At 47.1% G+C, this 24,754-nt stretch carries 24 protein-coding genes; 17 read left to right on the plus strand and 7 right to left on the minus strand.

Annotated elements, in window-relative coordinates:
- The first annotated feature begins 48 nt into the window (after positions 1–48).
- Entirely contained in the window at positions 49–807 is a 759-nt protein-coding gene (gene dapB, locus LI114_RS08465; protein ID WP_227220313.1) for a 4-hydroxy-tetrahydrodipicolinate reductase, read from the plus strand.
- Between the two features lie 59 nt (positions 808–866).
- On the opposite strand, the gene LI114_RS08470 is transcribed toward dapB, so the two are convergent.
- Genes LI114_RS08470 through LI114_RS08480 form a run of 3 tightly spaced genes read right to left on the minus strand, consistent with a single transcriptional unit; the run spans position 867 to position 5,175 of the window.
- Positions 867–3,035, minus strand: coding sequence for a transglutaminaseTgpA domain-containing protein (locus LI114_RS08470; protein WP_227220314.1), 2,169 nt, complete (start codon positions 3,033–3,035; stop codon positions 867–869).
- 12 nt (positions 3,036–3,047) lie between these two features.
- On the minus strand, positions 3,048–4,232 hold the full coding sequence (locus LI114_RS08475; protein WP_227220315.1) for a DUF58 domain-containing protein: 1,185 nt from the start codon (positions 4,230–4,232) through the stop codon (positions 3,048–3,050).
- 10 nt (positions 4,233–4,242) lie between these two features.
- On the minus strand, positions 4,243–5,175 hold the full coding sequence (locus LI114_RS08480) for an AAA family ATPase (RefSeq protein WP_227220316.1): 933 nt from the start codon (positions 5,173–5,175) through the stop codon (positions 4,243–4,245).
- Positions 5,176–5,393: 218 nt separating this feature from the next.
- Here LI114_RS08480 and LI114_RS08485 point away from each other — a divergent pair, with 218 nt between their 5' ends.
- The 5 genes from LI114_RS08485 to LI114_RS08505 all read left to right on the plus strand — a co-directional run bounded on the left by LI114_RS08485 (position 5,394) and on the right by LI114_RS08505 (position 9,824).
- A complete protein-coding gene (locus LI114_RS08485) occupies positions 5,394–5,774 on the plus strand; it encodes a hypothetical protein (RefSeq protein ID WP_227220317.1) in 381 nt (126 codons plus the stop codon).
- A 19-nt stretch (positions 5,775–5,793) separates the two neighbouring features.
- Complete coding sequence (locus LI114_RS08490; protein ID WP_227220318.1) at positions 5,794–6,138, plus strand: hypothetical protein; 345 nt, start codon at positions 5,794–5,796, stop codon at positions 6,136–6,138.
- Positions 6,138–6,734, plus strand: coding sequence for a flavin reductase family protein (locus LI114_RS08495; protein ID WP_227220319.1), 597 nt, complete (start codon positions 6,138–6,140; stop codon positions 6,732–6,734). Before LI114_RS08490 ends, LI114_RS08495 begins: the two co-directional genes overlap by 1 nt.
- An 86-nt stretch (positions 6,735–6,820) precedes the next feature.
- Complete coding sequence (locus LI114_RS08500) at positions 6,821–7,981, plus strand: zinc dependent phospholipase C family protein (RefSeq protein ID WP_227220320.1); 1,161 nt, start codon at positions 6,821–6,823, stop codon at positions 7,979–7,981.
- Between the two features lie 91 nt (positions 7,982–8,072).
- On the plus strand, positions 8,073–9,824 hold the full coding sequence (locus tag LI114_RS08505) for an ankyrin repeat domain-containing protein (RefSeq protein ID WP_022127067.1): 1,752 nt from the start codon (positions 8,073–8,075) through the stop codon (positions 9,822–9,824).
- A gap of 122 nt (positions 9,825–9,946) precedes the next feature.
- Here the strand turns inward: LI114_RS08505 and tsf are convergent, their stop codons facing one another.
- From tsf to LI114_RS08525, 4 genes are all read right to left on the minus strand, one after another.
- Positions 9,947–10,864 (minus strand): translation elongation factor Ts, encoded by a 918-nt coding sequence (gene tsf / locus LI114_RS08510; protein WP_227220321.1) that lies wholly within the window; start codon positions 10,862–10,864, stop codon positions 9,947–9,949.
- Between the two features lie 72 nt (positions 10,865–10,936).
- Positions 10,937–11,662 (minus strand): 30S ribosomal protein S2, encoded by a 726-nt coding sequence (rpsB, locus tag LI114_RS08515; RefSeq protein WP_227220322.1) that lies wholly within the window; start codon positions 11,660–11,662, stop codon positions 10,937–10,939.
- A 180-nt stretch (positions 11,663–11,842) separates the two neighbouring features.
- A complete protein-coding gene (locus tag LI114_RS08520) occupies positions 11,843–12,133 on the minus strand; it encodes a YlmC/YmxH family sporulation protein (protein WP_227220323.1) in 291 nt (96 codons plus the stop codon).
- Positions 12,134–12,174: 41 nt separating this feature from the next.
- Positions 12,175–14,070: a glycosyltransferase family 39 protein gene (locus tag LI114_RS08525; protein WP_227220324.1), complete on the minus strand. Its 1,896-nt coding sequence runs from the start codon at positions 14,068–14,070 to the stop codon at positions 12,175–12,177.
- Between the two features lie 147 nt (positions 14,071–14,217).
- Between LI114_RS08525 and LI114_RS08530 the strand changes: the two genes are divergently transcribed.
- From LI114_RS08530 to LI114_RS08580, 11 genes are all read left to right on the plus strand, one after another.
- Positions 14,218–14,496 carry a YabP/YqfC family sporulation protein gene (locus LI114_RS08530; protein ID WP_227220325.1) on the plus strand — a complete coding sequence of 93 codons (279 nt, stop codon included), beginning with the start codon at positions 14,218–14,220 and terminating at the stop codon, positions 14,494–14,496.
- Positions 14,493–15,698 (plus strand): sporulation protein YqfD, encoded by a 1,206-nt coding sequence (locus LI114_RS08535; protein ID WP_227220326.1) that lies wholly within the window; start codon positions 14,493–14,495, stop codon positions 15,696–15,698. Before LI114_RS08530 ends, LI114_RS08535 begins: the two co-directional genes overlap by 4 nt.
- A 78-nt stretch (positions 15,699–15,776) precedes the next feature.
- A complete protein-coding gene (locus LI114_RS08540; protein WP_227220327.1) occupies positions 15,777–16,751 on the plus strand; it encodes a PhoH family protein in 975 nt (324 codons plus the stop codon).
- Positions 16,744–17,256 (plus strand): rRNA maturation RNase YbeY, encoded by a 513-nt coding sequence (ybeY, locus tag LI114_RS08545; protein ID WP_227220328.1) that lies wholly within the window; start codon positions 16,744–16,746, stop codon positions 17,254–17,256. The genes LI114_RS08540 and ybeY overlap by 8 nt, the downstream gene beginning before the upstream one ends.
- Positions 17,253–17,747, plus strand: a complete 495-nt coding sequence (locus tag LI114_RS08550; protein WP_227220329.1) for a diacylglycerol kinase family protein — start codon at positions 17,253–17,255, stop codon at positions 17,745–17,747. Before ybeY ends, LI114_RS08550 begins: the two co-directional genes overlap by 4 nt.
- A gap of 4 nt (positions 17,748–17,751) precedes the next feature.
- Positions 17,752–18,651 carry a GTPase Era gene (gene era, locus LI114_RS08555; protein WP_227220330.1) on the plus strand — a complete coding sequence of 300 codons (900 nt, stop codon included), beginning with the start codon at positions 17,752–17,754 and terminating at the stop codon, positions 18,649–18,651.
- Between the two features lie 140 nt (positions 18,652–18,791).
- Positions 18,792–19,544, plus strand: a complete 753-nt coding sequence (recO, locus tag LI114_RS08560; RefSeq protein WP_022127055.1) for a DNA repair protein RecO — start codon at positions 18,792–18,794, stop codon at positions 19,542–19,544.
- A 17-nt stretch (positions 19,545–19,561) separates the two neighbouring features.
- Positions 19,562–21,973, plus strand: a complete 2,412-nt coding sequence (locus tag LI114_RS08565) for an endonuclease MutS2 (RefSeq protein ID WP_227220331.1) — start codon at positions 19,562–19,564, stop codon at positions 21,971–21,973.
- 35 nt (positions 21,974–22,008) lie between these two features.
- Positions 22,009–22,542, plus strand: coding sequence for a flavin reductase (locus LI114_RS08570; RefSeq protein WP_022127053.1), 534 nt, complete (start codon positions 22,009–22,011; stop codon positions 22,540–22,542).
- 405 nt (positions 22,543–22,947) lie between these two features.
- Positions 22,948–24,180, plus strand: coding sequence for an argininosuccinate synthase (locus LI114_RS08575; RefSeq protein ID WP_022127052.1), 1,233 nt, complete (start codon positions 22,948–22,950; stop codon positions 24,178–24,180).
- 51 nt (positions 24,181–24,231) lie between these two features.
- Positions 24,232–24,675, plus strand: a complete 444-nt coding sequence (locus LI114_RS08580) for a pentapeptide repeat-containing protein (RefSeq protein WP_227220332.1) — start codon at positions 24,232–24,234, stop codon at positions 24,673–24,675.
- Positions 24,676–24,754: the final 79 nt, after the last annotated feature.

Consider the following 24,754-nt stretch of genomic DNA (forward strand, 5'->3'; position numbering starts at 1 on the left):
ATAAAGGCGGATAAAAACATCCGCCTTTTTTGAAAGGAAGTTAATATCATGACAAACATCGCAATATGCGGAGCTTCTGGAAAAATGGGCAAGGTCATCGCTGATATAATCACCGGCAGAGATGACTGCAAGGTAGTCGGCGGTATAGATAAAGTCGCTGACAGTGGCGCTGACTTCCCTATCGTAGCCACAGCGGCCGAGCTTCCCGTAAAGCCCGAAGTTATAATCGACTTTTCGCACCCATCTACTCTTGATGGTCTGCTTGATTACTGCCAGACCAACGGCGTGCCCATAGTTATCGCGACCACGGGTTACAGCGAAGAGCAGATAGCTAAAATAAAGAAAGCGGCTGAGTTGATACCCGTATTCTTTACGTTCAATATGTCGCTCGGCATCAATCTTCTTGCTGAACTTGCTAAAAAGGCGGCGGCTGTTCTCGAAGGTCAGTTCGATATTGAGATAATCGAGAAACATCATAATCAGAAGATCGACGCCCCCAGCGGCACAGCTATCATGCTCGGCAACGCTATCAACGAAGTGCTCGAGCAGAAATGCGAGTACGTTTACGATCGTCACTCGGTACGCGCAAAGAGAAGCAAGACCGAGATAGGTATGCACTCGGTACGCGGCGGCACGATCGTCGGCGAGCACGAGATAATCTTTGCCGGCAGAGATGAAGTCATCTCCCTCAAGCATGAGGCTCACTCAAAGAGTGTTTTCGCAGTAGGTTCTGTAAACGCCGCAGTTTTCCTCAAAAATAAGGAGCACGGTCTTTTCGAGATGGGCGATATGCTCGCGGAAGTTTGATACAAAACCGTATATAAAGCAAAAGCTTGCAGTCCGTTTTATTGGACTACAAGCTTTTTTTATTTCTTGCTCTTAGGTTGTTTTCTTAGGAATTTGTAGCTCTTTTTGTATTCGTCATACGCCTCATCAAACTCAGCTTTGTTAGGCAAATATCCGCCGTAACAGGTCTTTTCAAACAGCGCAAACAGCTTATCCAGCGAAACTCCGCGGTTTTGCGAGATGTATTCGCTCAGCATTTCCGGCGTGTACGAAGAGTAATTTTGCTGAGATGAGAAGTTTACTAGCTTCATCACATTCGCGTAAAGCGCCAGCGTTTGCTTGTCGGGCGATTTGAAATGCAGACGAATGCGGAAGAAGCGCTCAACTATCCTGTCAAGCAGAACTATGAAGATCACTACGAATACGACCGCGATAAGTATCAGCGACCTGCCAAGTATGCTCACGAATGCCGCGGTGTCGAAGCCATTGTCCTGCTGAATATTGCGGTAGTCGGAAACGGTGGGGTCGAACGTCAGCCAGCCCACGCCCGAGATGTATACCTCTACAAAAGCGTGCGCATACGAATCGCGGATAACATATCTGTCGCCCGTCTTTTCAAACGCAGCGTAGCCCTCTACATACCGCGCAGGCAGACCCACGGCGCGCGCCATGAGCGTCATAGCTGTAGCGTAGCTGGAGCATACGCCAGTTTTGCTATCAAACAGAAAATATTCTATCGACTCATCATCGGGAACGTAATCTATGTCGTAAACAAAGCCGTTGTTCTCAAAATAGCTTTCAAGCGCCTCTGCTTTTGCCATATCTCCGTGAAGCCCCTCAGTTATCTCGTTAGCAAGGTCAGCTACTTTACTATCCACAATATCATTATCCATTGAAATATACCTTGACGAATTGTAATAATCATTGAGGAAATTTGCATCGTAAACGTCGCTGTCCCATATAAGCTGCTCCAAGTCAGACCTATCCATATCTAGCTGCTGGGCATAAAGATAAAGAGAATCAGACTGCTCAAGGAAAACAAAATTTTCATCTATACCCTGCGAGTTTTCTCGGCGGTTCATATTTCGATAGATCTCACCGTGGCTGTATTTAACATATCCGCGCTCAGTACCTGAGGATTCGTCGGCGATAGTGTTGAGCGGCGATGGCAGATATATCGGGTTGAACCCATCGTCCGTAATGCTGCCGTTCACCCTCGGCGCAAGCGCAGTTTCGGGGTCTGCACCGTTCAGATCAACGCCGCTGTCCTTATACTTCTTCATTTGCGCCAATATGTCGTCCGTCATATACTCGGGCGTGCTCTGATAATACGGCATACCGTAAAGATCATCGGTGTCCATCTGCCAAACGTCGCCGTCAAAATAATCATATGCCTGCCGCCGCAGATAATATATGTCCTTATCGCCGTCAGTTTGGAAATAGAAAAGCGGGTCGCCCGTATATCCGTTGCCGCCGTAGCGCTTTGAAGATGAGTTTGAAACGCTCTCGCCGTTGCCCGCGCCCGTCGCGTTTGCGGGAACGTAATCAAAATAATTTGAGTTGCGCTCCAATTTCGACTGATAGTCTGGCTTGTTTATCAGCATGGTAACAGCGCCCGTCAGCGATATAAAAAGCGCCATCGAGATGATGTACGAGCGGTTTACGACTACCTTGCCCGCCTTTTCGCGCGGCTGAGCGGGGTCTATCCTGCGGTTGTGCACCATAACGGCAAGGTAGAGCGTTATGATGATGGTAACGAGCGCTTCGGGTATTTCCTCAGCGCGCTTTGCATATATCACAAATGGAAATAGTATGCATAGCATTACGCCAAGACTTCGGTAGCGCACGCGAGTGAAGTAGTAAAGTATGGATATTACAAAAAAACCGCCGAGCAGAAATACGCTGTTCAGGTAAAACGGGCTGTAAGAATAGTTGCCGTCCTCGCCGTAAAACCATGTTATTATCGAGCCGTAGCCGTTCTGATAGCCCGCACCCATCAGTGCCATAGAGATAACGCCAAAGACTACCAGCATGAAAAAGTAGATCAGCCCGCCCGCTGTCTTTATCTTTTTGATTCGGTCAAACAGGCTGAAAAGCGCGTATTCGGCGACTAAGAATATCACAGAATAAAGCAGCGCCAGCGGTCTGTACAGCGCGTAAACTACGGCGAAACATACGGTGGCACCCAACAGCGCAGGACAGATGTATTCTGTTAATTTTGTGAGTAAATCATTACGTTTTATAGTCATTATTTTCACCGATCAATGTTTCTTTTGCTTTAATTCAAATTCAGAATTTATTATCCATATATTTGATGATATATCTATAAGCTCGGCGCATTCCGCCGAGATAAGCATAGCGTTCGGAAAATGCGCAGTTATGTCGGAAGCCGAGGCGTAGTTGTCTGCGCAAGCCGCCGTGAAGCAGATAGGCGTTTTGCCCGAACTTGCTATCTCGGGCGGCACAGTCTGCGGCGGTGTGTGCGGAGTGTAGTCGGAAAAGCTCTCCTGCAAAGTGTAAACGTCCGCCATGGTGTGAATGTCCGTTCTCAGCCACATTCCGCCGCTGTAACGAAAAAAGCTAGCTTCCCTGCCGTCGCGCACAAGCATCGACATCATCGCGAGCGCGCCCTCTATGACGTTATCGCGCACCGTTAGCACATACTCGCTCTCCTCGATCTGCGGACAGTCGAGAAAGAAAAGCTGACCCGCCGCGCTGACCTTTTCGTCAAGGCGCACCATGTAAATATCTCGCTTGGAAGAAAGCTTCCAGTTTATCTTTTTGATAGGGTCGCCGGGGTAATACTGGCGGTGCTCATAGCCCGGAACGCCCGTAGCGCCTACCGCTATTTCGTCCGATTCTTCCTCTTCATCGTCGTCATCGGCGGCGAACTGTGAAACTGTTTTCAAAAGCTCGGGCTGCATACCCGTGTCGGGAATGTTCGGATATACCGAAACTTTCGCCTTTAGCAGGTCGGCGTTTGCCGTTGCAAACGGCAAAGAAAATGAGAGTATCCCCAAAAAATCAGACAGCCGCACGTTTGTAAGGCTGACCTCCGCCGCGCCCGAGTGCACGGCTTTCATAGAGATAGGGATAGTCGTTACCTCTTTGCCCGCCACCGAGCCGCTGTATACGCTTTCGCCCTCGAATTTGAGGTGCGGCGTGCAGTCAGCTTTTATCTTAACGACCGGCGCAGGAATAATAATGTTTTTGCTGATGTTTACATTAAGCAAAAAAATGTCGCCCTTGCCGAGCAGGTCGCGGCTCAGCGAGATCTCAACTTTGAGAAACCTGCGCACTACCAGCGTAACGGCGAGCGAGATAACAAAAGCGCATATCATCGTGGCGGTGAGTATTATGCCCGCCGTGCCGTCTATAAAGTACGCGACCATCACCGTTATGCAGATACAGCCGATGTACCCCAGCAGATTTTTTACTGTTTTCATACGGCGCTCCTTATTCTATCGGAACTGCCACGGTAGAAGCCGCCTGCTCCATAGCCGCGGCGGGGTCGCCGCCGTATACCGATTTTCCCTTTGGCGAGAGCATAAGTCTGTGTGAAAGCACACATGATGTCATAGCGCGCACGTCGTCAGGCACAACATAATCCCTGCCGTTGATATAGGCGTACGCCTTTGAAGCCTTTAAAAGGGCTATACCCGCGCGCGGAGAAGCGCCGAGTTTTATAAATTCAGAGCTGCGGCTTGCGTTTAGCAGGTCAACTATATATTTCTTGATATTTTCGGTGCATCTCACCTGCTTTACAGCCGCGATGTGCGCGTTCACGTCCTCGACAGACATTACTGCGCTGAGCTTTTCAGTAAACGCAGGCTGCTCTGAGCGGGTGATTATGTCCAGCTCTTCTTCGGCAGAGGGGTAGCCCATGGAAATTTTCATAAGAAATCTGTCCATCTGCGCCTCGGGAAGATGATACGTTCCGTAAGTTTCAACGGGGTTCTGCGTGGCAAGTACCATAAATGGCGACGGTAACTGCATGGTCTTTCCGTCGAGCGAGACCTGGTGCTCTTCCATGACCTCCAGCAGCGAGGACTGCGCCTTAGGGGAAGCACGGTTTATCTCGTCGGCGAGCAGAAAGTTGCACATAGCCGCGCCCTGCTTGTACTCCATCTGGCGCGTCTGCGGGTCTATCATCGAAAAGCCCACGATGTCAGAGGGCATGATGTCGGGCGTGAGCTGTATGCGGTTGAATTTTCCGTCAACAGAGTTCGCCAACGCGGATACCAAGCGCGTTTTTCCGACGCCGGGCACGTCCTCGATAAGTATATGACCCTCGGCAAGAACAGCGCAAACGACCTTGATTATCGAATCGCGCTTGCCGACGATTATTTTTTCGATGTTCTCGATCAGTGAATTTATCTGAGTATTCATGGAAACTGATTCTCCTTTTTTATTCGTTATAACTAATTATAACACATGAAGCAGACTTCAAGTCAATAGTAAGTTGCATAATTTACATTTTCTTAATAATATATCGCATTTATATGTACAAAATATGTAATTTCAGTTTTTTTCGGCGTTATACTTGCAATTCCGCGCAAAATATTGTATAATATAAACAGCTATTATTCAATATAGGAAGTGAGAAAATGGATAAGGCGCAGATAAACAGTATCGTAAAAATGATAAAAAAGTCGCGTGCCGAAAGCGGCGATGAAAGCAATAATTCTACGGCGCAGACCGAGAAAAAAGCTTCGTTTCAGCTTAGCAGTAAGCCCGAAAAGGTTATGATAGGCTTGGGTCTGGCGGCAGGCCTTGCGATATTTTTTGACGACAGCCGAAAGAAAAAAAAGCACCCCGAACTGGCGCGCGGATATTTCAGAAGATGCTACGACAATTACCAAAAGCTCGGCGGACTGCTTGATTCCACTATTGCTAAAAACATCAAAGATCAGAAAGAACGAGAGTTCAATGACGATATGCTTGAAAATCTGACCATAGAAAAAGCGATAGATTTCGACCTTGACTAAGCTTAGGAGATTACCCGAAATGAAAAAATATTTTCTTGAATACCTTGCGTTTCTCGATAAGTCTATGGCAGACCCGAACACTGATTTTGCCAGACTTATGAAGATACATAAAGAAAAAACGCGGTATTTTCAGCATGAGAGATTTGTTCACCTCTTCGTAATGATACTCTTTGCGCTCTGCACAGTTGCGACTTTTCTTATAATAGTTGTGACCGAAACGGTGCTGCTGATACCGCTCGCGCTTCTTTTGCTCTGTCTGCTGATACCGTACATCAGCCACTACTATTTTTTAGAGAATAACACGCAGAAGCTCTACAAATATTACGACGCGATATGTGAAAAACTTGAAAGCGAGGACTTGTAATGCCCTTTGATAAATACACAAAAGAGGTCTGGAAAGGCAGCGTTATAACCTCTCCCCTGCCGCCGACGCTCGTCACCTGCGGCACAGAGGAAAAGCCGAACGTCTTTACCGTCGCGTGGACAGGCATACTCTGCACACAGCCGCCCGTAACGTACATTTCGGTGCGCCCCGAGCGGTATTCTTACGGGCTTATAAGCGAAACGGGAGAATTTGTCATAAACCTCGCTACTGAACAGCTTGTAAAAGCGGTAGACCTCTGCGGCGTGAAGTCGGGCCGAAATGTGGATAAATTTGAGCTGACGGGGCTTACGCGCGAAAAAGCCGCGGCTGTTTCCGCACCGATAATCGCCGAGTGCCCCGTGAATATCGAGTGCAAAGTGCGCGATAAGATCTCGCTCGGCACGCACGATGTTTTCGTTGCCGATATTCTAAAGATCGACGCTGCGAAAGAACTGCTCGATGAAAAAGGCAGGCTCGCGCTGGAGAAATCGGGACTTCTCGCCTACGCACACGGCGATTACTTCGCTCTCGGCAAACGCTTGGGAAATTTCGGCTTTTCGGTACGAAAGAAAAATAAGAAACGTAAAAAGCATTGACATTTCGCGCAGAATGTGATATAATAACTAATGGCAGGATCATCCCCTGCCTTTGTTTTTTATTATGGAATTTAGGGAGATCTGTCATGAAAGGATATTTATCTATCGCCGCCGCTATCGGAATTTGTCTTATGCTGAAAAAAGCCAAACCAATTCGCGCACACGCATGGTTCACTCGCACGCACGAGGCTATCACCGAGGGCGCGTTTGAGCTGCTCGAAAAAGAAAACAAGCCTAAGGTAGCGGCATTTTATAAAAATTATCACACTGAGCTTTTAAATGGCTGTTCTGCGCCCGATAAAGAGGGCGACCCCGACAAGGGTGCAGGCGCGCATTATTATTCCTGCGCAAACGCAAAGGGCAAGGCGCTTCCGCAGCAGGCGGGCTATTATCAGAACCGCTTGGGTGATTATTCAAAGAGCGCACGCTCTATGCTTGAGGAGAATTACACCTGCGCGCTCAATCTTTACAAAAACGGCAAAGTCAGCGAAGCTATGTATTGCCTTGGACGTGCGGCGCACTTCATCGAGGACATTTGCTGTCCAGTTCACACGGCGAATATGCGCTATTTCGATAAGCCCGGCAATGCTCACAACGCTTTTGAAAAGCACGCCAACAACATTTCCCGCAACTTCCCTGCTGAGAAATTTGACAAGCGCCTTCTGAAAACTTATTCGGGCGATAGCTTTGAGAACGCAGCTAACAAGCTTTGCGCAGTTTCCAACAAGCACGCCGAACCTATCTCAAATCTCGACCCGATCGCTTTTGACAACGCAGTTAAGAGCATGGTGCCGATCGCAACTCAGAACGTTATGGCTCTGCTGATGAAATTTTTTGATGACTGCAAGGCGGAAAACGGCAACTATCTGCTCGATGGAAAGATGTACACCTTCAAGAACGAAGCCAGCGGCGAACTGCTAACGGTCACTGCGAAAGGCGTTGCGCTTGAAAAAGCCGATAAGGATAAAGAGCAGAAACTCAACCTCATTATGTCTGACAACGGCACATTTGCGCTCAAAGCGGCGGACGGCGGATACGTTTCGGCTAAGCTTAAAGGCTTCGATTATCCCAAGGGCGACACCGCGGGAGCGCAGTTCAGAGCCGCGGCGCTGGGCAAGAACAGATACCGCATCACTACCGAAGCGAGCAGCTTTGCAAAAGTTCTCGCCTGCGGAAAAACGGGCGGGCTGACTGTTGCGGACTTCGATCCGGGCAATTCTACTCAGGTCTGGATACTCAATAAATAAAAAATACGTCGGCTCAATTTGTTTGATCCGTCCCCGCCCAACAACCCACCACCCTACCCAGCCAACTCCTCAATTTTAAGGAGGAATCTTCATGAAAAATATAAAAAGAATGGTATCTCTTTTCCTTTCAGGAATTATATTATTTTCTCTTGTTTCCTGTAGCTTGAAAGATAAAGTGAAGGAAATATCAGGTTTCTCGGATGCAAGTAAGATATTTCAAATAGCATTGGAAAACAAAAATGTAGAATTACTTAATGAAGTAATAAAGGAGTATCCGGATTACGATATCAATAAATGTGAACAGGGCTCATCATTGGCCAAGGCTTTATTTAACAATGGTGGTCGTGCTACAGATTATGAAAATATTACTTTTTCGAGAGCTATGCTAGATGCAGGAGCTGATCCAAATGTAAAATCAACCAATGGAGATTATCTGTTAATAACCACTTGTGATAATGATTTTTATTGGGCAACCGAGCTACTTGTGGAATATGGAGCAGACCTTGAAGTAAAGAATGATTTAGGATATTCTCCATTATATTTAGTTATGGCTAATTTCTATGGAGACAGCGAAGAAAATCGTATCAAAACCGCTAAATTTTTCGTTGATAAAGGTGCTGCAGTAACCACAGACCTATTTAATATAGACGAAAACAAAGATGAGGATCTCAGATATCATCATATAGGAGCATCACCTGTAGTATCAAATTATCTCATGAATATACTTCATGAAAAAGGTGAAGAAACAAATATGCCAAAGGCTATGGAATATGCTATATCCGGTGATCTGGATAAAACGATAGAATATATTGAGAAGGGTGAAGCTCTAACAGATAAAGAAAAGGAATTAGTATTCGATTATGCTTCATATTTTGGAATGCCGGATGAGTTTGAAACAATATGTAGATTAACAGAAATGCAAATTGATAATGTTAATATGGAACGAATAATACAGTGCGGAAATCTGGATATGATACAATATTTGATAGAGAAATGTGGCTTTAAACTTCAAAGTGAAAAAGTAAGTCCTTCACAAGAAAACTATCTTAAATTAGCTGTTTTATTTGGATATTCTGATATTTTTGATTATTTATGTAATCACAATGCTTATAACCCGGGAGCGTCTGTTTTATTGGAAAGTGCGTTATATAACGGGAACCTTGACTTGTTTAAAAAAGTATATGAATATGAAGCTCAATCAACAGATATAACCGAATTGAATGAAATTTACAATTTGGACGGTTACTATCTTAACGGAAAACTGGATTTTATAGATTACTTAATGAGTGAGAAAAATCATACTTTTGAATGCTATTCATTTAAGAATATTGATTTTGAAACAGCAAGATATCTTTATGAAAAAGGCAGACCTTTGAATATTACAGATCTTGACTATGCTATATGTCATAATGATATAGAGTATATACAGCTTGTGTTAGACAAAGGTGCCGACATCAATCAGAAATGCTATAGTTTTGATTACAGTAACTATGTTTCAAATTATAAGGAACAGGTTTCTCAATACGATAATTTCACAAGTAAGCATATATATTATGAAAATATTACTGAAAAAAACAAAGAGTTACCTACAGCCTTTAGTTACCTATTAAATAAATGTAATAGTGAATGTATAAAATTTATGATAGAAAACGGTGCAGAAATTACTGATGATATTTTAATTTATGCATCGGAAGCATCAAAAGCTGTAAATCAGATACTTTTTGATAATAATGCAAACACTAATATAGATTTTTCTAATGTAAAAGGTGTAATGCGAAAAGATTATTCTCTGGAAAAATATTATAGATCAATCGGCCGGAGTGATCTTTTAGATTTATTGTAAAACGAATAAGATTACTAGATTTTGCTTAAGAAAAAATAGGGGACTTTTTTTACAGCCCCGTTTTTATATGCTATGTCACAAAAAAGACCGCCCCGCAGGACGGTCTTTTATTTATGCGAAAATTATTTCTTCATCATGGAAGCAACTTCGTCAGCAAGGTTATCATCCTGCTTTTCGATGCCTTCGCCGCGCTCGAAACGTACAACGTCAACAACGCTGATAGTGCCGCCAAGCTTCTTAGCCTCAGCGTCAACATAGCCCTGTACGGAAACCTTGTCGTCCTTTACGAAAGCCTGCTCGAGGAGGCAGTTCTCGGAATAATATTTTCCGACCTTGCCCTCTACGATCTTGACCTTTACCTGCTCAGGCTTCTTAGCCATCTTAGGATCTTCAGCCATCTGCTTCAGCATGATCTCCTTCTCGTTCTCCAGAACTTCAGCAGGAACCTGCTCTCTGCACATATATGCAGGGTTCAGAGCAGCAGACTGCATTGCAACGTCCTTACCGATGTAAGCTACCTTGTCAGCGTCGAGCTCAGTGTCGAGCTTAACGAGAACGCCGATGCTTCCGCCATTGTGAACGTAAGAAGCAAGAACGCCTTCAAGTCTTACAAAGCGGCGGATCTGGATGTTCTCTCTGATCTTCATGCCTGCAAGCTCGGTAAGAGTAGCGTCTACGGTAGCGTCGCCGCCGCTGATGGTGCAAGCCTTAAGGGCTTCAACGTCAGCAGGGTTCGCCTCGATGATGGTCTCAGCAACAGCGTTTGCAAACTTCTTGAAATCGTCGGTGTTTGCAGCAAAGTCGGTCTCGGTGTTTACTTCTACCAGAGCGCCTACATTGCCCTTTACGAGAGCAACTACCAGACCCTCGGCAGCAGTTCTGCCGCTCTTCTTAGCCTGGGTAGCAAGTCCCTTTTCACGAAGGATCTCTATTGCCTTTTCCTGATCGTTATCTGTTTCAACAAGCGCTCTCTTGCAGTCCATCATGCCAACGCCTGTAAGCTCCATAAGAGCCTTAATGTCCTTAACTGTAACAGCCATCTGTATTTCCTCCTAATATTTTAATATAGGCAGACAGATTTTTGCTGCCTGCCTACTGATAAAATTCTTGAATTATTCAGCTGCTTCCTCTGCAACTTCTTCAGCTGCATTGTCCGCGCCCTGTCTGCCCTCGATGATAGCATCTGCCATGCAACCGGCGATAAGCTTTACCGCACGGATAGCGTCATCGTTACCGGGGATAACGTAATCAACGTCGTCAGGATCGCAGTTGGTATCTACGATAGCTACTACGGGGATACCGAGCTTCTTAGCTTCGCTTACAGCGATCTTTTCCTTGCGGGGGTCTACTACGAAGAGAGCGCCGGGGAGCTTCTTCATGTTCTTGATACCGCCCATGAACTTCTCGAGCTTTTCAATCTCGAGGGTCAGCTTAACAACTTCCTTCTTAGGTAGAAGATTGAAAGTGCCGTCTTCTTCCATAGTGTGGAGCTGCTCGAGTCTCTTGATTCTCATCTGGATGGTCTTGAAGTTGGTCATCATTCCGCCGAGCCATCTGGCGTTTACATAGTGAGCGTCAGCTCTGAGAGCCTCTTCCTTAATGGAATCTCCTGCCTGCTTCTTAGTGCCGACAAAAAGAACTTCCTTGCCGTCAGCAGAAAGATCGCGTACAAAATTGTAAGCTTCTTCAAGCTTCTTTACGGTCTTCTGAAGATCGATGATGTAGATTCCGTTTCTTTCGGTGAAAATGTAAGGTGCCATTTTCGGGTTCCATCTTCTTGTCTGGTGTCCAAAGTGAACGCCTGCTTCAAGAAGCTGCTTCATTGATACTACTGCCATGGTAGTAACCTCCTGTTTGGTTTTTAAATTTCCGCTTTTGCGAATGTGTGTATCCTCTGAATGGTTTTGAAAAAAGCGCGCCTTCACCCGCGCTGCGGGAACCACGGCGCAAACCATTCATGCGAATTGCTTTAATATTATACCACATATTCTCGCAGATTGCAAGAACTTTTTATTCGTCTATTTCAACAAACTTTCAACAGTAAATGACCTTGATTTTGTATACACCGTATCAGACGGCTTTTTTACAAGTATAGTATCCTCGCCGATGAGTGATATTTCAGAGCATTTTATGACTATATCGTCATCTCTGCCCATTATGCCGAAAGCGCGTGCGCGGCCGAATATCACCAGCGATACCACGCTCTCACTCTCGGTATCTATCTGAATATCGTCAACATACCCCAGCCTAAGCCCGCTTTTCATATCTATAACTTCTTTATTGCGCAGTTCAGTAAGCGTGCAAAGCATTATAATCACCTCGGATAATTATACTGTTTTGCAGGGTTGTACTATTCGTGTTCAAGAAGAAAATATTCTCCGCCGTTTATGTTCATTCCGCCTTTTATGCTCAGTTCTTCGCTGCCGAAAAGTGAATTTAGAAGTTTTGTATATTCCTCGATGTTATCGTTTTTTGAGTTACCATTCATTATCTTTTCAAGTTCTTCCGCGCCGTCATCTGATACATTGCTTTGTGTATCGTCAGCTTCGTCACTATCCCTAAACTTTATTTTCTCAGAAGCATTTTTTTCAAAATCAGTTTTCTGCTTGTCTGATAAAGCATAGCTGTCATTCGTCACTAGTATACAGTCTATATTCTCACCTAGTGAGTTTATTTTTTCTATATTATCAGGCAGATCTTCAGCTAGGGTCACAAACACATTATCCGCGTCATAGAGATACATAGAGAAATTCGTGAGCCGCCATGTATCGTTTAAGCTGTCCATTACCAGAACGCAATTCTTGCCGCTCGTTTCTTTTGCAGCGTCAAATTTTCCGCCGGGCATTTCAAAATAAAACTGGCAGTCTGTCACGAAATTTACGCGCACGGCTATCGCGGCTACCAGCGCAAGGCATACCGCCGAATGTGCTTTCTTTATCTTTGGTATTTTAGAGATGATGCGTTCAAGCATCGCAACTGCTATCATGCAGGCGAGCGGGAAAGTCATGAAGATGTATCGCATGGAGTATACGCCCATCGTCAGAACATTCGTGGTGTAATTTGCTGTGCACATTTCCGCAATAACAGCGCAGAGTGCGAACAACGGGATATAGTTCGCTCTTTTAAGCCAGCTTTTGGTATTCAAGAAAGAGTTCTTTAAAGCCGAAAAAGTCTTTTTTTTCGCCGATATGAACCACTTCTCTTTTCTGAAAAGGAAGCACAGCGGCAGCATTATCATCAGTATAAATACCAGCGCGGCGATAACGTAGCTGTATGTTGCAGACTTGTAGACCGAAACGCCGAAGCCGAGATTATATTTTGTGACATACTTAGTGAAAATGCGTATCTGCTCGAAAAATGTATATGCCTTTTCACCGCTGAATTTGTTGCCCATTATCTGCTTCCACCCCGCAGGATACACCGCGAAGAAAAGTCCCAGCGTAGCGAGCTGCGAGCCGCCGTATATGAAAAGTTTCTTTATCTTCTTTTTGCAGAGCAGATATATGCACATACAGGCTGTGAAAATCCCGACGTAGGCTATGCTGTTGTAGTGGGTCATAAACATCAGAAACGACGTTATCAGCACTGGAGCTAGGTGCTTTTTAAGATCAAAATTCTCGCTGAGATAAAGCTTGGCTGAGAAGTAGGTGTACATCACGCCGAGGGCTGTAAGCAGGCTGTATTGTCTGAGAAATACGAATGTAGAGAGCGCGCCTGTTCCCGCGCCGTAGAGTATGCAAGGCAGAAGCGCGGCGTGATCGGATTTTAGTATCAGCTTTGAAAGCTTGTAGAGAAACACCTGCGTTACTATGAGAAAAATGCAGTTTAGGAAAAAAGAGTAGTACAGTGAAAAGCTGTTCGGGAAAAACGAGCACACTGTATGCAGAAGCATATAATACAACGGCGGGTGGTGATCCAGTGTCTGGTTATGGTAGACCGAGCCGTAGGCAAAGCGCTCGCCGGGCTGTACGGTTATGTAGTCTTTAAATACCTTGCCAGATTCCCATTCGTTGTAGTTTATAACGTCGTCTACCGTCATATCGTCGATGAATACGCCGTCTTTCATGTAGATGAACGGCTGATAGTAGCTGTTCGCAAGTCCGTAGCTCCATATTTCATCCGAATGGCAGCCCTGCTTTTTGGTTACAAAGCAGAACGAAGTATATATAAGCTGCGCGGCTATGAGCAGTATCAGCAGCAGATAAGGCTTAGCATATTTCCTTATTTTCTCAGCAATATTTTTCATTCAAACACCCCTTATAATTCTGTCCATATAATTATAACAATAAAATAACCGTCTGTCAATATACCCGCCCTCTTTTTCATATACTCCCCTGCCCGCGCATATTATATATAGAACAAGCTTTAGACTGATACAAACGGAGGAGTACAGATGAAACACCCATCTTTTTCATATCTTGGCAAGGCAAAAGACCTTTCGTCGCTTCGCTCTATGATAACTATTTCGGGCAACAGCGAGGTGCTTATCGAAAACTGCCGTCAGGTGAACGAATGCAACGATATACGGTGCAGTGTGGTAGCTTCGGGGTATTTGATAGACGTGTGGGGCGCGGAGCTTTCGCTCAGCAGCTTTTCTAACGGCAGCGTGGCGGTGAACGGCAAGATACAATCTTTAAATATAGAAAAGCGGGGCAGAAAGGAAAGCATATGAATATCGCCAGACTTTATTATAAAATAGTCTGTCCCTCGCCATCGGCATTTTTCAAAGCGGCTAAGCGCGAATCGCTAGAACTGCGCAGTGTGACCACGCAGGGCGGAGAAATGTCGCTGTACATATTCTTCACACAAAAGCGTCTGTTTGAAGAGATATGCGCGGAAACGCATACGGAAGCCGAACCGGTATCGGCGGGGGCGGCGTATCTTCTGCCGCGTATGCTGAAAAGGCGGATAGGGATTGCCATAGGCGCGGCGATATGCGCGGGCTTTATGCTCGCGGCGCAGAACTACGTCATCTCGGTAGAGGTGCTTACGGACGACCCGCAGATGCGCAGTGAGGTAAAGCATATGCTTGCCGAAAACGGCGTAAAGGTCGGCGCTTACATTCCATCTATCAAATGCGTGAATATAGAGCGTATGCTGAAACAGCGTGCGGAAGGCGTATCTTGGGCGGGCATAACGCTTACCGACTGCACCGTGATAGTAGACATCACGGAAGAGATACCTAAAGCCGAACAGCACACCGAGCGCATGCCATCAGACTTGATAGCCACGCACGACGCAGTGATAGAGAGCGCCGAGCTTTACAACGGCGAGCTGGTAAAAACCATCGGAAGCGGTGTACTGCGCGGCGAGAAGCTTGTAAGCGGTACGCTCATACGCGAGGAAGCAAAAGAGATAGACGGCAAGACGGTTACTGAAAGCACGGAGAAATATGTGCGCTCGATAGGCAAGATATACGGCACTTACAAGGAGAGCGTGACCTTTGAACAGCCGCTTACCGAGCGCAAAATGATCGTGTCTGACGAAAAGACCGAGAAGAGATATTTGCGGGTGTTTGACGCCGAGATACCGCTTTTCATCAGCCGTCCGCGCGGGAATTACACCGAAGACGAGGAGTACAGCGCACTGCGCATAATGGACGAGCAAACGCCCGTGGGGCTGAAAACCGTGACTTACAGTAAGTACGGTTTTGAGAACGTCATTTACAGCAAAAAGCAGGCTGAAAAGCTGGCTGAGGAGAAGATGAAGATATACGAAGCCGACTTTTACAAAAACTGTGAGATAAGGAAAAGAGATAAACATTATAAATGCGAAAACGGCAGCGTATATTTGCAGGTGGATTACGAGATATACGGAGTGATAAGCAGAGAATCGAAATTTTTTTTAAAAAAGGCGAAAAGTACTGCTTTTTAGATAAAAATTTCTTGCATTTTATGATAAAAGGTGTTATAATAATACTATATATTAGTGTTTATCGGAGAAATAATATCTATGTTTGAAAAAATCATCACTATTGATAAGATCGAACACCTGCTCAACATTTTCGGCAGCTACGACGAAAACATCAACGCTCTGCAAAAAGAGTACAACGTTTCCATAGTCAACCGCGGCGACGATATAAAGATCACCGGCACTGAGGAGAACGTTGCGGCGGCGGCTAAGGCGATTGAAACGCTGGTGCTGCTCTCGGAAAAAGGCGAGCGCATAAACGACCAAAATCTGAGGTACGTTTTCTCACTGGTGAAAGAGGGCTTGCAGAACGAAGTAGAAAAGCTTTCGGACGACGGCATATGCGTAACGCTGAAAGGCAAGATAGTAAAGCCTAAAACGCTGGGTCAGAAAAAGTATGTGGACGCTATACGCAAAAATACCGTGGTGCTTGGCGTAGGGCCTGCGGGCACTGGTAAGACTTACCTCGCGGTTGCTATGGCGGTAAAAGCTTTCAGAGCGCATGATGTAAGCAAGATAATACTCACCAGACCTGCTGTGGAAGCGGGCGAGAAGCTTGGATTTCTGCCGGGTGATCTGCAAAACAAAGTAGACCCGTATTTAAGGCCGCTGTACGACGCGCTTTTTGAGATGTTGGGCGCTGAAACATTTGCAAAGCAGCTTGAGCGCGGGGCGATAGAGGTAGCGCCGCTGGCGTATATGCGCGGAAGAACGCTGGACGACAGCTTTATAATCTTAGACGAGGCGCAGAATACCACGCCCGAACAGATGAAAATGTTCCTCACCCGACTGGGCTTTGGCTCTAAAATAGTCATTACGGGCGATGTTACGCAGATAGATCTGCCCGACTCGCGCAGATCAGGTCTGATAGAGGCTATGAAGGTTCTGAAAAACGTGGAGGATATTTCGATAAACCGCTTTACCGAAAAGGACGTAGTGCGCCACAAACTGGTGCAGGATATAATCAAGGCATACGAAAAGTTTTACGAAAGGGGAAGCAATCACAAAAATGGGTAAAGTAAAAGTTTTGATAACGAACAACCAGACCGAAGTGAAAATTCCCGTGGGGATACGCCTGCTGATACGCAAGTGCTGCCACGCTGTGCTTGAAAGCGAAGGCATAGATCATGATGCCGACGTGAGCGTTTTGCTTGTAAACAATGAAGAGATACACACTCTAAACAACGAATACAGAGGAATTGACCGCCCTACTGACGTGCTTTCATTCCCGCTCGGCGAGGACGGCGAATATGACGGAGACCCGGATACCGGCGCTTACCAGCTGGGCGACATAGTTATCTCGCTTGAAACGGCGCTGAAGCAGTCGCAGATATACGGACATTCACTGGAGCGCGAGGTGGGCTTTCTCACCGTGCACTCTATGCTTCACCTGCTGGGATACGACCACGAGGAAAGCTCGCTGGCGGAGCGCATAATGCGTGAGAAGGAAGAAGCCATACTCACAAAGCTGGGCATCTCGCGCGACGAAACTTTCGTTATCTCAGAACATTCGCACAAATGAGAAGATTTGCAAAAAGCTTTTGCTACGCATTTTGCGGGGTGGTGAGCTGTCTGAAAACCGAGCGTAATATGCGCGTGCATTTCTGCGCGGCGTTTTACGTTTTTATGCTTATGCCCTTTTACGGATTTACAGCCGCGGAAAAGGCGGTAATACTGCTGACGATAGGCTCTGTAATATCGGCTGAGGCTTTCAACACAGCAGCCGAGGCTGCGGCGGACGCGGTAACGCTGGAAAAACGTCCCGAGCTGCGGCTGGCTAAGGACGCGGCGGCGGGCGGAGTGCTCATCACAGCTGTATTTGCGGCGGCGGTGGGCTTTGTGCTCTTTTGGAACGTGAGCGTGCTGAAAGAGATAGCGGGCTTTTATTCGGAGCATTTGTGGGCGGCGGCGCTTCTGGCGCTCTCGGCGATAGTGTGGGCGGTGCTTATAGCGCTTCCCTGCGGCAGAAATTACGAAGATAAAAATACTGATATAAATAATAAGGAAACATAAAATTATGAGCAATTCAAAAAACGCATTTGTTACGATAGTAGGCCGCCCGAACGCGGGAAAATCCTCACTGCTGAACGCGCTTGTCGGCGAGAAGATAGCAGCGGTATCTGCAAAGCCGCAGACCACGCGCACACGCATAACGGGCGTGCTGACGCAGGGCGAAACGCAGTATGTTTTCATCGACACGCCGGGCAAACATTCGGCTAAGAACAAGCTTGGCGAGCACATGATGAAAACGGTAAGCGACACGGTGTCTGACGCGGATATAGCGCTGCTGGTGGCGGACTGTACCAAAAAGGTCAGCGGGGCTGAGAAAGAGCTTGCGGCGGCATTCAGAAACCGCTCGCACACGGCGCTGGTGCTGAACAAGACCGACCTGCTGAAAGACAAGAGCGAGCTTATGTCTATTATAGAGGAATATTCGGCTATACACGACTTCGACGAGGTGATACCTGTAAGCGTTATAGAGCGCGACGGACTGGACATCATCATGAAATACCTTGAGAAACACGCGCAGGAAGGCCCGCACTACTTCCCTGACGACAGCTTTACCGACCAGCCCGAAAAGGTGCTTATGGCTGAGATGATACGCGAAAAGGCGCTGAACAACCTAAACGACGAAGTGCCGCACGGAATTGCGGTAACGATAGAATTTCTCAATGAGCGCGACACCGCTAAGGGCGAGCCTGTGCTTGATATATCGGCTACGATATACTGCGAGAGAGAGTCGCACAAGGGCATAGTCATTGGCAAAGGCGGAGCTATGCTGAGAAAGATAGGCTCTGACGCGCGCGCTGATCTGGAAGAATTTTTCCAAATAAAAGTAAACCTCGACCTTTGGGTAAAGGTAAAAGAGGGCTGGAGAAATAAGGAAGCGCTCATCAAGAATTTCGGACTCTCATAAATTACCGCTGATAATCCGCCGCCGCTCTGCTAATGCTATTTAATGAAAGGAAGCGAGCGGAATGGCGGAAAGATACTGGAACGCATTTATGAAAAGCGGCAAGATAGAAGATTATTTAAGATACAGGAAAGAAGCGGAAAATGGTAGATCTTGACGGGCTGGTGATCGGCGAAAGGGACTCCGGCGAAACGGGAAAAACAATAACGCTGCTTACAAAAGAGCTTGGCTGTATACACGTTTATGTGCGCGGAGGGCGTAAAAGCAAGAAGTCGCTTTCCTCCACGCAACTTTTTTGTTATGCGGCTTTTTCACTGGACGAAAAGCGCGAAGCGAACAACAGCGTAAGGTATTTTTACAACAGCAGCGAGCCTAAGAAACTTTTTTACAACATACGGCTCGACGCTAAGAAAACGGCGCTCGCCTGCTACTTTGCCGAGCTGCTTACATACTCTTCGGCGGAGGGCGACTGCATGAATGAAGTTATGCGGCTTACGCTGAACACGTTGTATTTTCTCGATAAGGGCGGGCACGACAACGAACTGCTGAGGTCTATATTTGAATTTCGGCTGCTCTGCGAAACGGGATTTCGCCCTAACCTGATAGGCTGCTGCCATTGCTACGCTGTGGAAGCGGACGAGATGCACTTTAATCTGAAAAGCGGGCTTATAGAGTGCGGGGACTGCGTTACCAACCCCGACAGCCTTTACGACGTATGCTTCGACAGAACGCTTTTTCATATAATAAGGTACATCGCGCTGGTGGAGTACGACAGGCTTTTCAGCTTCAAGATAAGCGAGGTCTACCAGCGGCGGCTGACGGCTTTTACAGAAAGCTTTTGCGAATACTGCTGCGGCAAGAGTTTTGACACGCTGAAATTTTACAAAATGCTATAAATACTGAGGAATAGAAGATGGAAAAAGAGAATAATATCAATAAGGAATACTGTGATTCTCTCGAGCTGCCTAAAGTACTGGCTATGCTTTCGGCGGAGTGCACGGGAGAGCGCGCAAGGCGAGCGGCTATGCAGATAACACCCTCTGCCGACCTATTTACGGTAAAGCGCGAGGTTGGCAAAGCTTCGGCGGCGCTGGATATGTCGATACGCTGCGGCACGCCTATATTTTACGGACTGGACGGCGTGGGGCAGGCGCTGAAGCACTGCGGCAGCGGTGCTGTGCTCTCGCTGGCTGAGCTGATAGCCATACGTAAGCTGCTCACGCAGATAAACACACTGGCTGACTGGTACGAAAAAGCCGACAACAAGCGCCCCGAACTGGAATATCTTTTCGAGAGCCTTTTCCCAAACAAATACTTAGAGCAAAAACTCGACGTTTCTATAATCGACGAGAACGAGCTGGCGGACGAGGCAAGCTCAGAGCTGGCTTCGATACGCCGCAAGATAACCGCCTGCGGACAGAAGATACGCGACACGCTCGAGAAGATGGTAAAGTCCTCGAGTGTGAACAAATATTTGCAGGAGAACATAGTTACCGTGCGCGACGGAAGATACGTTTTGCCCGTAAAGAGCGAGCACAAGAACAGCATACAGGGCTTTGTGCACGATACGTCATCGAGCGGCTCTACCCTCTTCATCGAGCCTGCCGCTGTGGTGGAAGCGAACAACGATATAAAGATACTCGAGGGCAGAGAGATAGACGAGATAAACAGGATAATCAAGGCGCTCTCTTACGAATGCGAGCAGATAAAGGAACAGCTGGTATCGGGCTTCGACGCGGTATGCGAGCTAGACCTCTACTTCGCAAAAGCGAACCTTGCGGCTAAGATGAACGCCTGTGAGCCCGAGATCTCGGACGACAGGGTGATAGTGCTGAAAAAAGCGCGCCACCCGCTCATCGACAAGAAAAAGATTGTGCCGATAGACATAAGCATCGGTACGGACTATGAAACGCTCATCATAACTGGCCCTAACACGGGCGGTAAGACGGTACTGCTGAAAACAGTGGGCTTGCTGACGCTTATGACCATGTGCGGAATGCTCGTGCCCGTTGCAGACGGCAGCAGGATCTCGATATTCGATAACATACTGGTAAATATAGGCGATTCGCAGTCGATAGAGATGAACCTTTCTACATTCTCGGCGCATATGCGGGGAATGGTAGAGATACTGGAGCGCGCGGATTCGGGAAGCTTAGTACTGCTGGACGAGTTAGGCTCGGGCACAGACCCGGTAGAGGGCGCGGCGCTGGCGGTATCTATAATAGAACAGCTCAAAGAACAAGGCGCTACGACTATCACTACTACGCATTACCAAGAGCTGAAAATGTACGCGCTTGATACGCCGAGGATAGAGAACGCCGCCTGCGAATTTGACGTAGACACACTCTCGCCGACGTACAGGCTGATAATAGGCACGCCTGGTAAATCTAACGCTTTTGCTATATCCAAAAAGCTGGGAGTACCCGACCGCGTAATAGAGTACGCCGAGAGCCTGGTTTCAGAAGAGAACAAGAAGTTTGAGAACATACTCGAAAGCCTTGAAAAGACCAGAAAAGAGCTTGAAACTCAGCGTGCTGAGGCTGAAAAACTGCGGCGCGAAGCCGACGAACTGAAAAAGCAGGCAGCCGAAGAGAAAAAGGCGCTGGAAGAGTGCAAGGAAGCCGAGCTTGAAAAGGCGCGCAGAGAGGCAAGCGCGATAGTACGCAATGTGGAAAAGCAGTCGCAGGAGCTGATAGACGAGCTGGATAAACTGCGGCGCGAGAAAGAGCGCTCTGACTTTACCGACAAGGCGATAGACGCGCGCAGAAAGCAGAAGTCGGCCGTGAACAAAATGTTCCTCGAAGCGAACCCCGTTACCGAGAAGCACGACGACTATGTGCTGCCGAGGGCGCTGAAAAAGGGTGACAGAGTTATCCTCTCGGATTCAGGCAGAAGGGGCGTAGTGTTCTCAGAGCCGGACAGCAAGGGCATATGCTTCGTGCAGATGGGCGCTATGAAAACGAAAGTTGATGTAAAACGCCTGCGCTTGGACGAAAGCAAGCCTGCCGAGCAGAACGGCGGCAAGAAGAAAAAGAAAGGCGCGGTATCCACACGCGGAGTAGAAAGCAGGGCTACGAGAAAGATAAGCCGCGAGCTAGACATACGCGGATACACCTGTGACGAGGGCATTTACGAATTGGACAGCTTTATAGACCAGGCGGTGCTCTCGGGCGTATCGGTAGTGACGGTGATACACGGCATAGGCACGGGAGTGCTGAAAAACGCGGTGCGCGCACATCTGAAACACCACCCGAGCGTTAAAAGCAGCAGACGCGGCGTTTACGGCGAGGGCGAGGACGGCGTTACGATAGTTGAACTAAAGTAAAACGATATATCATATACAGAAAGGACAGATATTTTATGACAGAAAGAATGACAGAGCTGGGATTTAAGGCGGCGGACATCAAGGCGCTGGACATAAACCCATTCAAGAACATCGGCGACAGATGGATGCTGATAACCGCAGGCGACGAGAACGACAGCAACACCATGACAGCTTCGTGGGGCGGACTGGGCGTAATGTGGGGCAAGAACGTAGCGATAGCCGTCATCCGCCCGCAGAGATACACCAAGAAATTCGTTGACGAGCAGGAGAGCTTTACCCTGAGCTTTTATCCTGACGATAAGAAGCCTGCGCTGAGCTACTGTGGCTCGCACTCGGGAAAAGACATGGCTAAGGGCGAAAAGGCTGCCGCCGCGGGGCTGACTCCCCTTTACGTTGACGGAACTGTCGCTTACGAAGAGGCTGACATGATACTGGTATGCAAAAAGCTTTACGAAGCGCCAGTAGACCCCAAGGGCTTTGCCGACGAGAGCCTTATAGCAAAATGGTACCCCGACAGCGATTTTCACGAGGCGTATGTAGCCGAGATAACCGCCGTATACACTAAGTAAAACACTCTCTCCCCGTTTTTTAAGACAGACGGGGAGATTTTTTGTAAACTTTTCATCAAAATGCCCAAAAAACATTCATAAAGCTTGCATTTCATATATAAACGTGGTATAATTTATTTGAATGGATAATTTTGCGAGGGAGTTTAAACTCTTTTATAAATGCGGAATATACATAAAAATATGCAAGACGAGCAGTGTTATGCGCATATAAATGTGTTTTATACAGATTTATCATGAGTTTTTTGCATATTTATAAAAAAGTTGTGCAAATACACTTGACTTTTGCGCAAAAAGGTGTATAATAGTGTTTATAGGAAAAGTTTATGCACATCAAGCAGAAATGCCATAAACATACGGAAAGCGCAGCGGCGCATATCCGAAAAAAATGTAATGGAGGAATCAGCAATGGCTAAGGAAATCAAAAAAGTTGTTCTCGCTTACTCCGGAGGACTCGACACTTCTATCATCATTCCGTGGCTCAAAGAAAACTACAACAACTGCGAGGTGATCGCCGTATCGGGTGACGTTGGTCAGGGTACCGAGCTTGACGGTCTTGAGGAAAAGGCTATCAAGACAGGCGCTTCCAAGCTTTATATCGAAGATCTGAAGAAAGAATTCATCGAAGATTATGTATACCCCACCGTACAGGCAGGCGCTATATACGAAAATAAGTATCTGCTGGGTACTTCTTTCGCACGTCCCATCATCGCTAAGAGAATAGCTGAGATAGCTATCGCAGAGGGCGCTGACGCTATCTGCCACGGCTGCACCGGCAAGGGCAACGACCAGGTAAGATTTGAGCTGGCTATAAAGAGATATGCTCCCGATATGGAGATAATCGCTCCCTGGAGAATTTGGGATCTCAAGAGCCGCGAGCAGGAGATAGAGTACGCTGAGGCGCACAACATCCCCCTCAAGATAAACAGAGAAACTAACTACTCTAAGGATAAGAACCTGTGGCACCTTTCTCACGAAGGTCTTGATCTTGAAGATCCTGCAAACGAGCCGCAGTACAACAAGCCCGGCTTCCTTGAGCTCGGCGTATCGCCCGAAATGGCTCCCGACAAGCCTACATACGTTACCATCCACTTTGAAAAGGGTATCCCTACCTCCGTTGACGGCGTAGAGATGGACGGTCCTACACTGGTAGGCAAGCTGAACGAGCTGGGTGGAGCAAACGGCATAGGCCTTGCAGACCTTGTTGAGAACCGTCTGGTAGGTATGAAGTCGAGAGGCGTATACGAGACCCCCGGCGGAACTATACTCTACCACGCTCACGACGTACTCGAGACCATCACCCTCGATAAGGAGACCGCGCGCATCAAGCAGTACCTTTCGATCAAGTTTGCCGACGTAGTTTACAACGGTCAGTGGTACACTCCCCTGCGCGAGGCTATGAGCGCTTTCGTTACCGAAACTCAGAAGACCGTTACCGGCGACGTTAAGCTGAAGCTTTACAAAGGCAACATCATCAACGCAGGCGTTACCTCGCCCTACACTCTCTACGATGAAGAGGTAGCTACTTTCGACGAAGACAACGTATACAATCAGGCTGATTCCGCTGGATTCATCAACCTCTTCGGTCTGCCCATCAAGGTTAGAGCAAAGCTCGAGCAGAAGAGAGGTCAGGCTGAATAATACAGCCGCTTGTGCATACATTCCGCAGCTTTTAATAAGGAGGAAACCCAAATGTCCGATAAAGACAGCATTTTTGAACCTGCGATCGAAAAAAAAGTTGAGATAACGTATGACAGCCTTCCTAATTCCTCATTTGAAGACGTAAATCTCGGAGCAGCCAAATTCGTGAACGTAAATCTGAAAGAGGCTCACTTCGACGATGTAAATATGGACAAGGTTCTTTTTAACAACATCAGCATGAAAACGGGCAAGTTTACCGACATTTACATGGTAAACTCCAGCTTTTTGGGCGTAAACCTCACCGGCTCGCGCTTCGGCTGCTCTATCATGAACAACGTTGAATTCAAGAACCCCGATCTGAAAAACTCACAGTTCGTACACTGTGATCTTTCAAATGTAGAGATCAATGACTGTAAGATCGACGGATTGAAGATCGACGGCGTAGACATCGCCAAGCTTCTTGAACAGCACAGGGAAGCTGAAGAAAACAACTGATAAACTCGCTGCGCAGGGCTGCTGCGCAGCATAAGAAGAAATGCGGCACCCGCTTTGCAATAGGCGGCGCCGCAAATCT

The sequence above is a fragment of the Ruminococcus sp. 210702-SL.1.03 genome, assembly GCF_020559915.1.
Taxonomy (GTDB): domain Bacteria; phylum Bacillota; class Clostridia; order Oscillospirales; family Ruminococcaceae; genus YE71.

Bases quoted from the DNA above. Each gene is read 5' to 3' on its own strand.
- rpsB (WP_227220322.1), bottom strand. From the start codon at position 11,662: ATGGCAGTAGTATCAATGAAGCAGCTTCTTGAAGCAGGCGTTCACTTT.
- LI114_RS08525 (WP_227220324.1), bottom strand. From the start codon at position 14,070: ATGAAAAATATTGCTGAGAAAATAAGGAAATATGCTAAGCCTTATCTG.
- LI114_RS08530 (WP_227220325.1), top strand. From the start codon at position 14,218: ATGAAACACCCATCTTTTTCATATCTTGGCAAGGCAAAAGACCTTTCG.
- era (WP_227220330.1), top strand. From the start codon at position 17,752: ATGAGCAATTCAAAAAACGCATTTGTTACGATAGTAGGCCGCCCGAAC.
- LI114_RS08495 (WP_227220319.1), top strand. From the start codon at position 6,138: ATGCCCTTTGATAAATACACAAAAGAGGTCTGGAAAGGCAGCGTTATA.
- LI114_RS08565 (WP_227220331.1), top strand. From the start codon at position 19,562: ATGGAAAAAGAGAATAATATCAATAAGGAATACTGTGATTCTCTCGAG.
- LI114_RS08570 (WP_022127053.1), top strand. From the start codon at position 22,009: ATGACAGAAAGAATGACAGAGCTGGGATTTAAGGCGGCGGACATCAAG.
- LI114_RS08550 (WP_227220329.1), top strand. From the start codon at position 17,253: ATGAGAAGATTTGCAAAAAGCTTTTGCTACGCATTTTGCGGGGTGGTG.
- LI114_RS08505 (WP_022127067.1), top strand. From the start codon at position 8,073: ATGAAAAATATAAAAAGAATGGTATCTCTTTTCCTTTCAGGAATTATA.
- LI114_RS08485 (WP_227220317.1), top strand. From the start codon at position 5,394: ATGGATAAGGCGCAGATAAACAGTATCGTAAAAATGATAAAAAAGTCG.
- LI114_RS08470 (WP_227220314.1), bottom strand. From the start codon at position 3,035: ATGACTATAAAACGTAATGATTTACTCACAAAATTAACAGAATACATC.
- LI114_RS08580 (WP_227220332.1), top strand. From the start codon at position 24,232: ATGTCCGATAAAGACAGCATTTTTGAACCTGCGATCGAAAAAAAAGTT.
- LI114_RS08575 (WP_022127052.1), top strand. From the start codon at position 22,948: ATGGCTAAGGAAATCAAAAAAGTTGTTCTCGCTTACTCCGGAGGACTC.
- LI114_RS08475 (WP_227220315.1), bottom strand. From the start codon at position 4,232: ATGAAAACAGTAAAAAATCTGCTGGGGTACATCGGCTGTATCTGCATA.
- recO (WP_022127055.1), top strand. From the start codon at position 18,792: ATGGTAGATCTTGACGGGCTGGTGATCGGCGAAAGGGACTCCGGCGAA.
- LI114_RS08490 (WP_227220318.1), top strand. From the start codon at position 5,794: ATGAAAAAATATTTTCTTGAATACCTTGCGTTTCTCGATAAGTCTATG.
- dapB (WP_227220313.1), top strand. From the start codon at position 49: ATGACAAACATCGCAATATGCGGAGCTTCTGGAAAAATGGGCAAGGTC.
- tsf (WP_227220321.1), bottom strand. From the start codon at position 10,864: ATGGCTGTTACAGTTAAGGACATTAAGGCTCTTATGGAGCTTACAGGC.
- LI114_RS08480 (WP_227220316.1), bottom strand. From the start codon at position 5,175: ATGAATACTCAGATAAATTCACTGATCGAGAACATCGAAAAAATAATC.
- LI114_RS08540 (WP_227220327.1), top strand. From the start codon at position 15,777: ATGTTTGAAAAAATCATCACTATTGATAAGATCGAACACCTGCTCAAC.
- LI114_RS08535 (WP_227220326.1), top strand. From the start codon at position 14,493: ATGAATATCGCCAGACTTTATTATAAAATAGTCTGTCCCTCGCCATCG.
- LI114_RS08500 (WP_227220320.1), top strand. From the start codon at position 6,821: ATGAAAGGATATTTATCTATCGCCGCCGCTATCGGAATTTGTCTTATG.
- LI114_RS08520 (WP_227220323.1), bottom strand. From the start codon at position 12,133: ATGCTTTGCACGCTTACTGAACTGCGCAATAAAGAAGTTATAGATATG.
- ybeY (WP_227220328.1), top strand. From the start codon at position 16,744: ATGGGTAAAGTAAAAGTTTTGATAACGAACAACCAGACCGAAGTGAAA.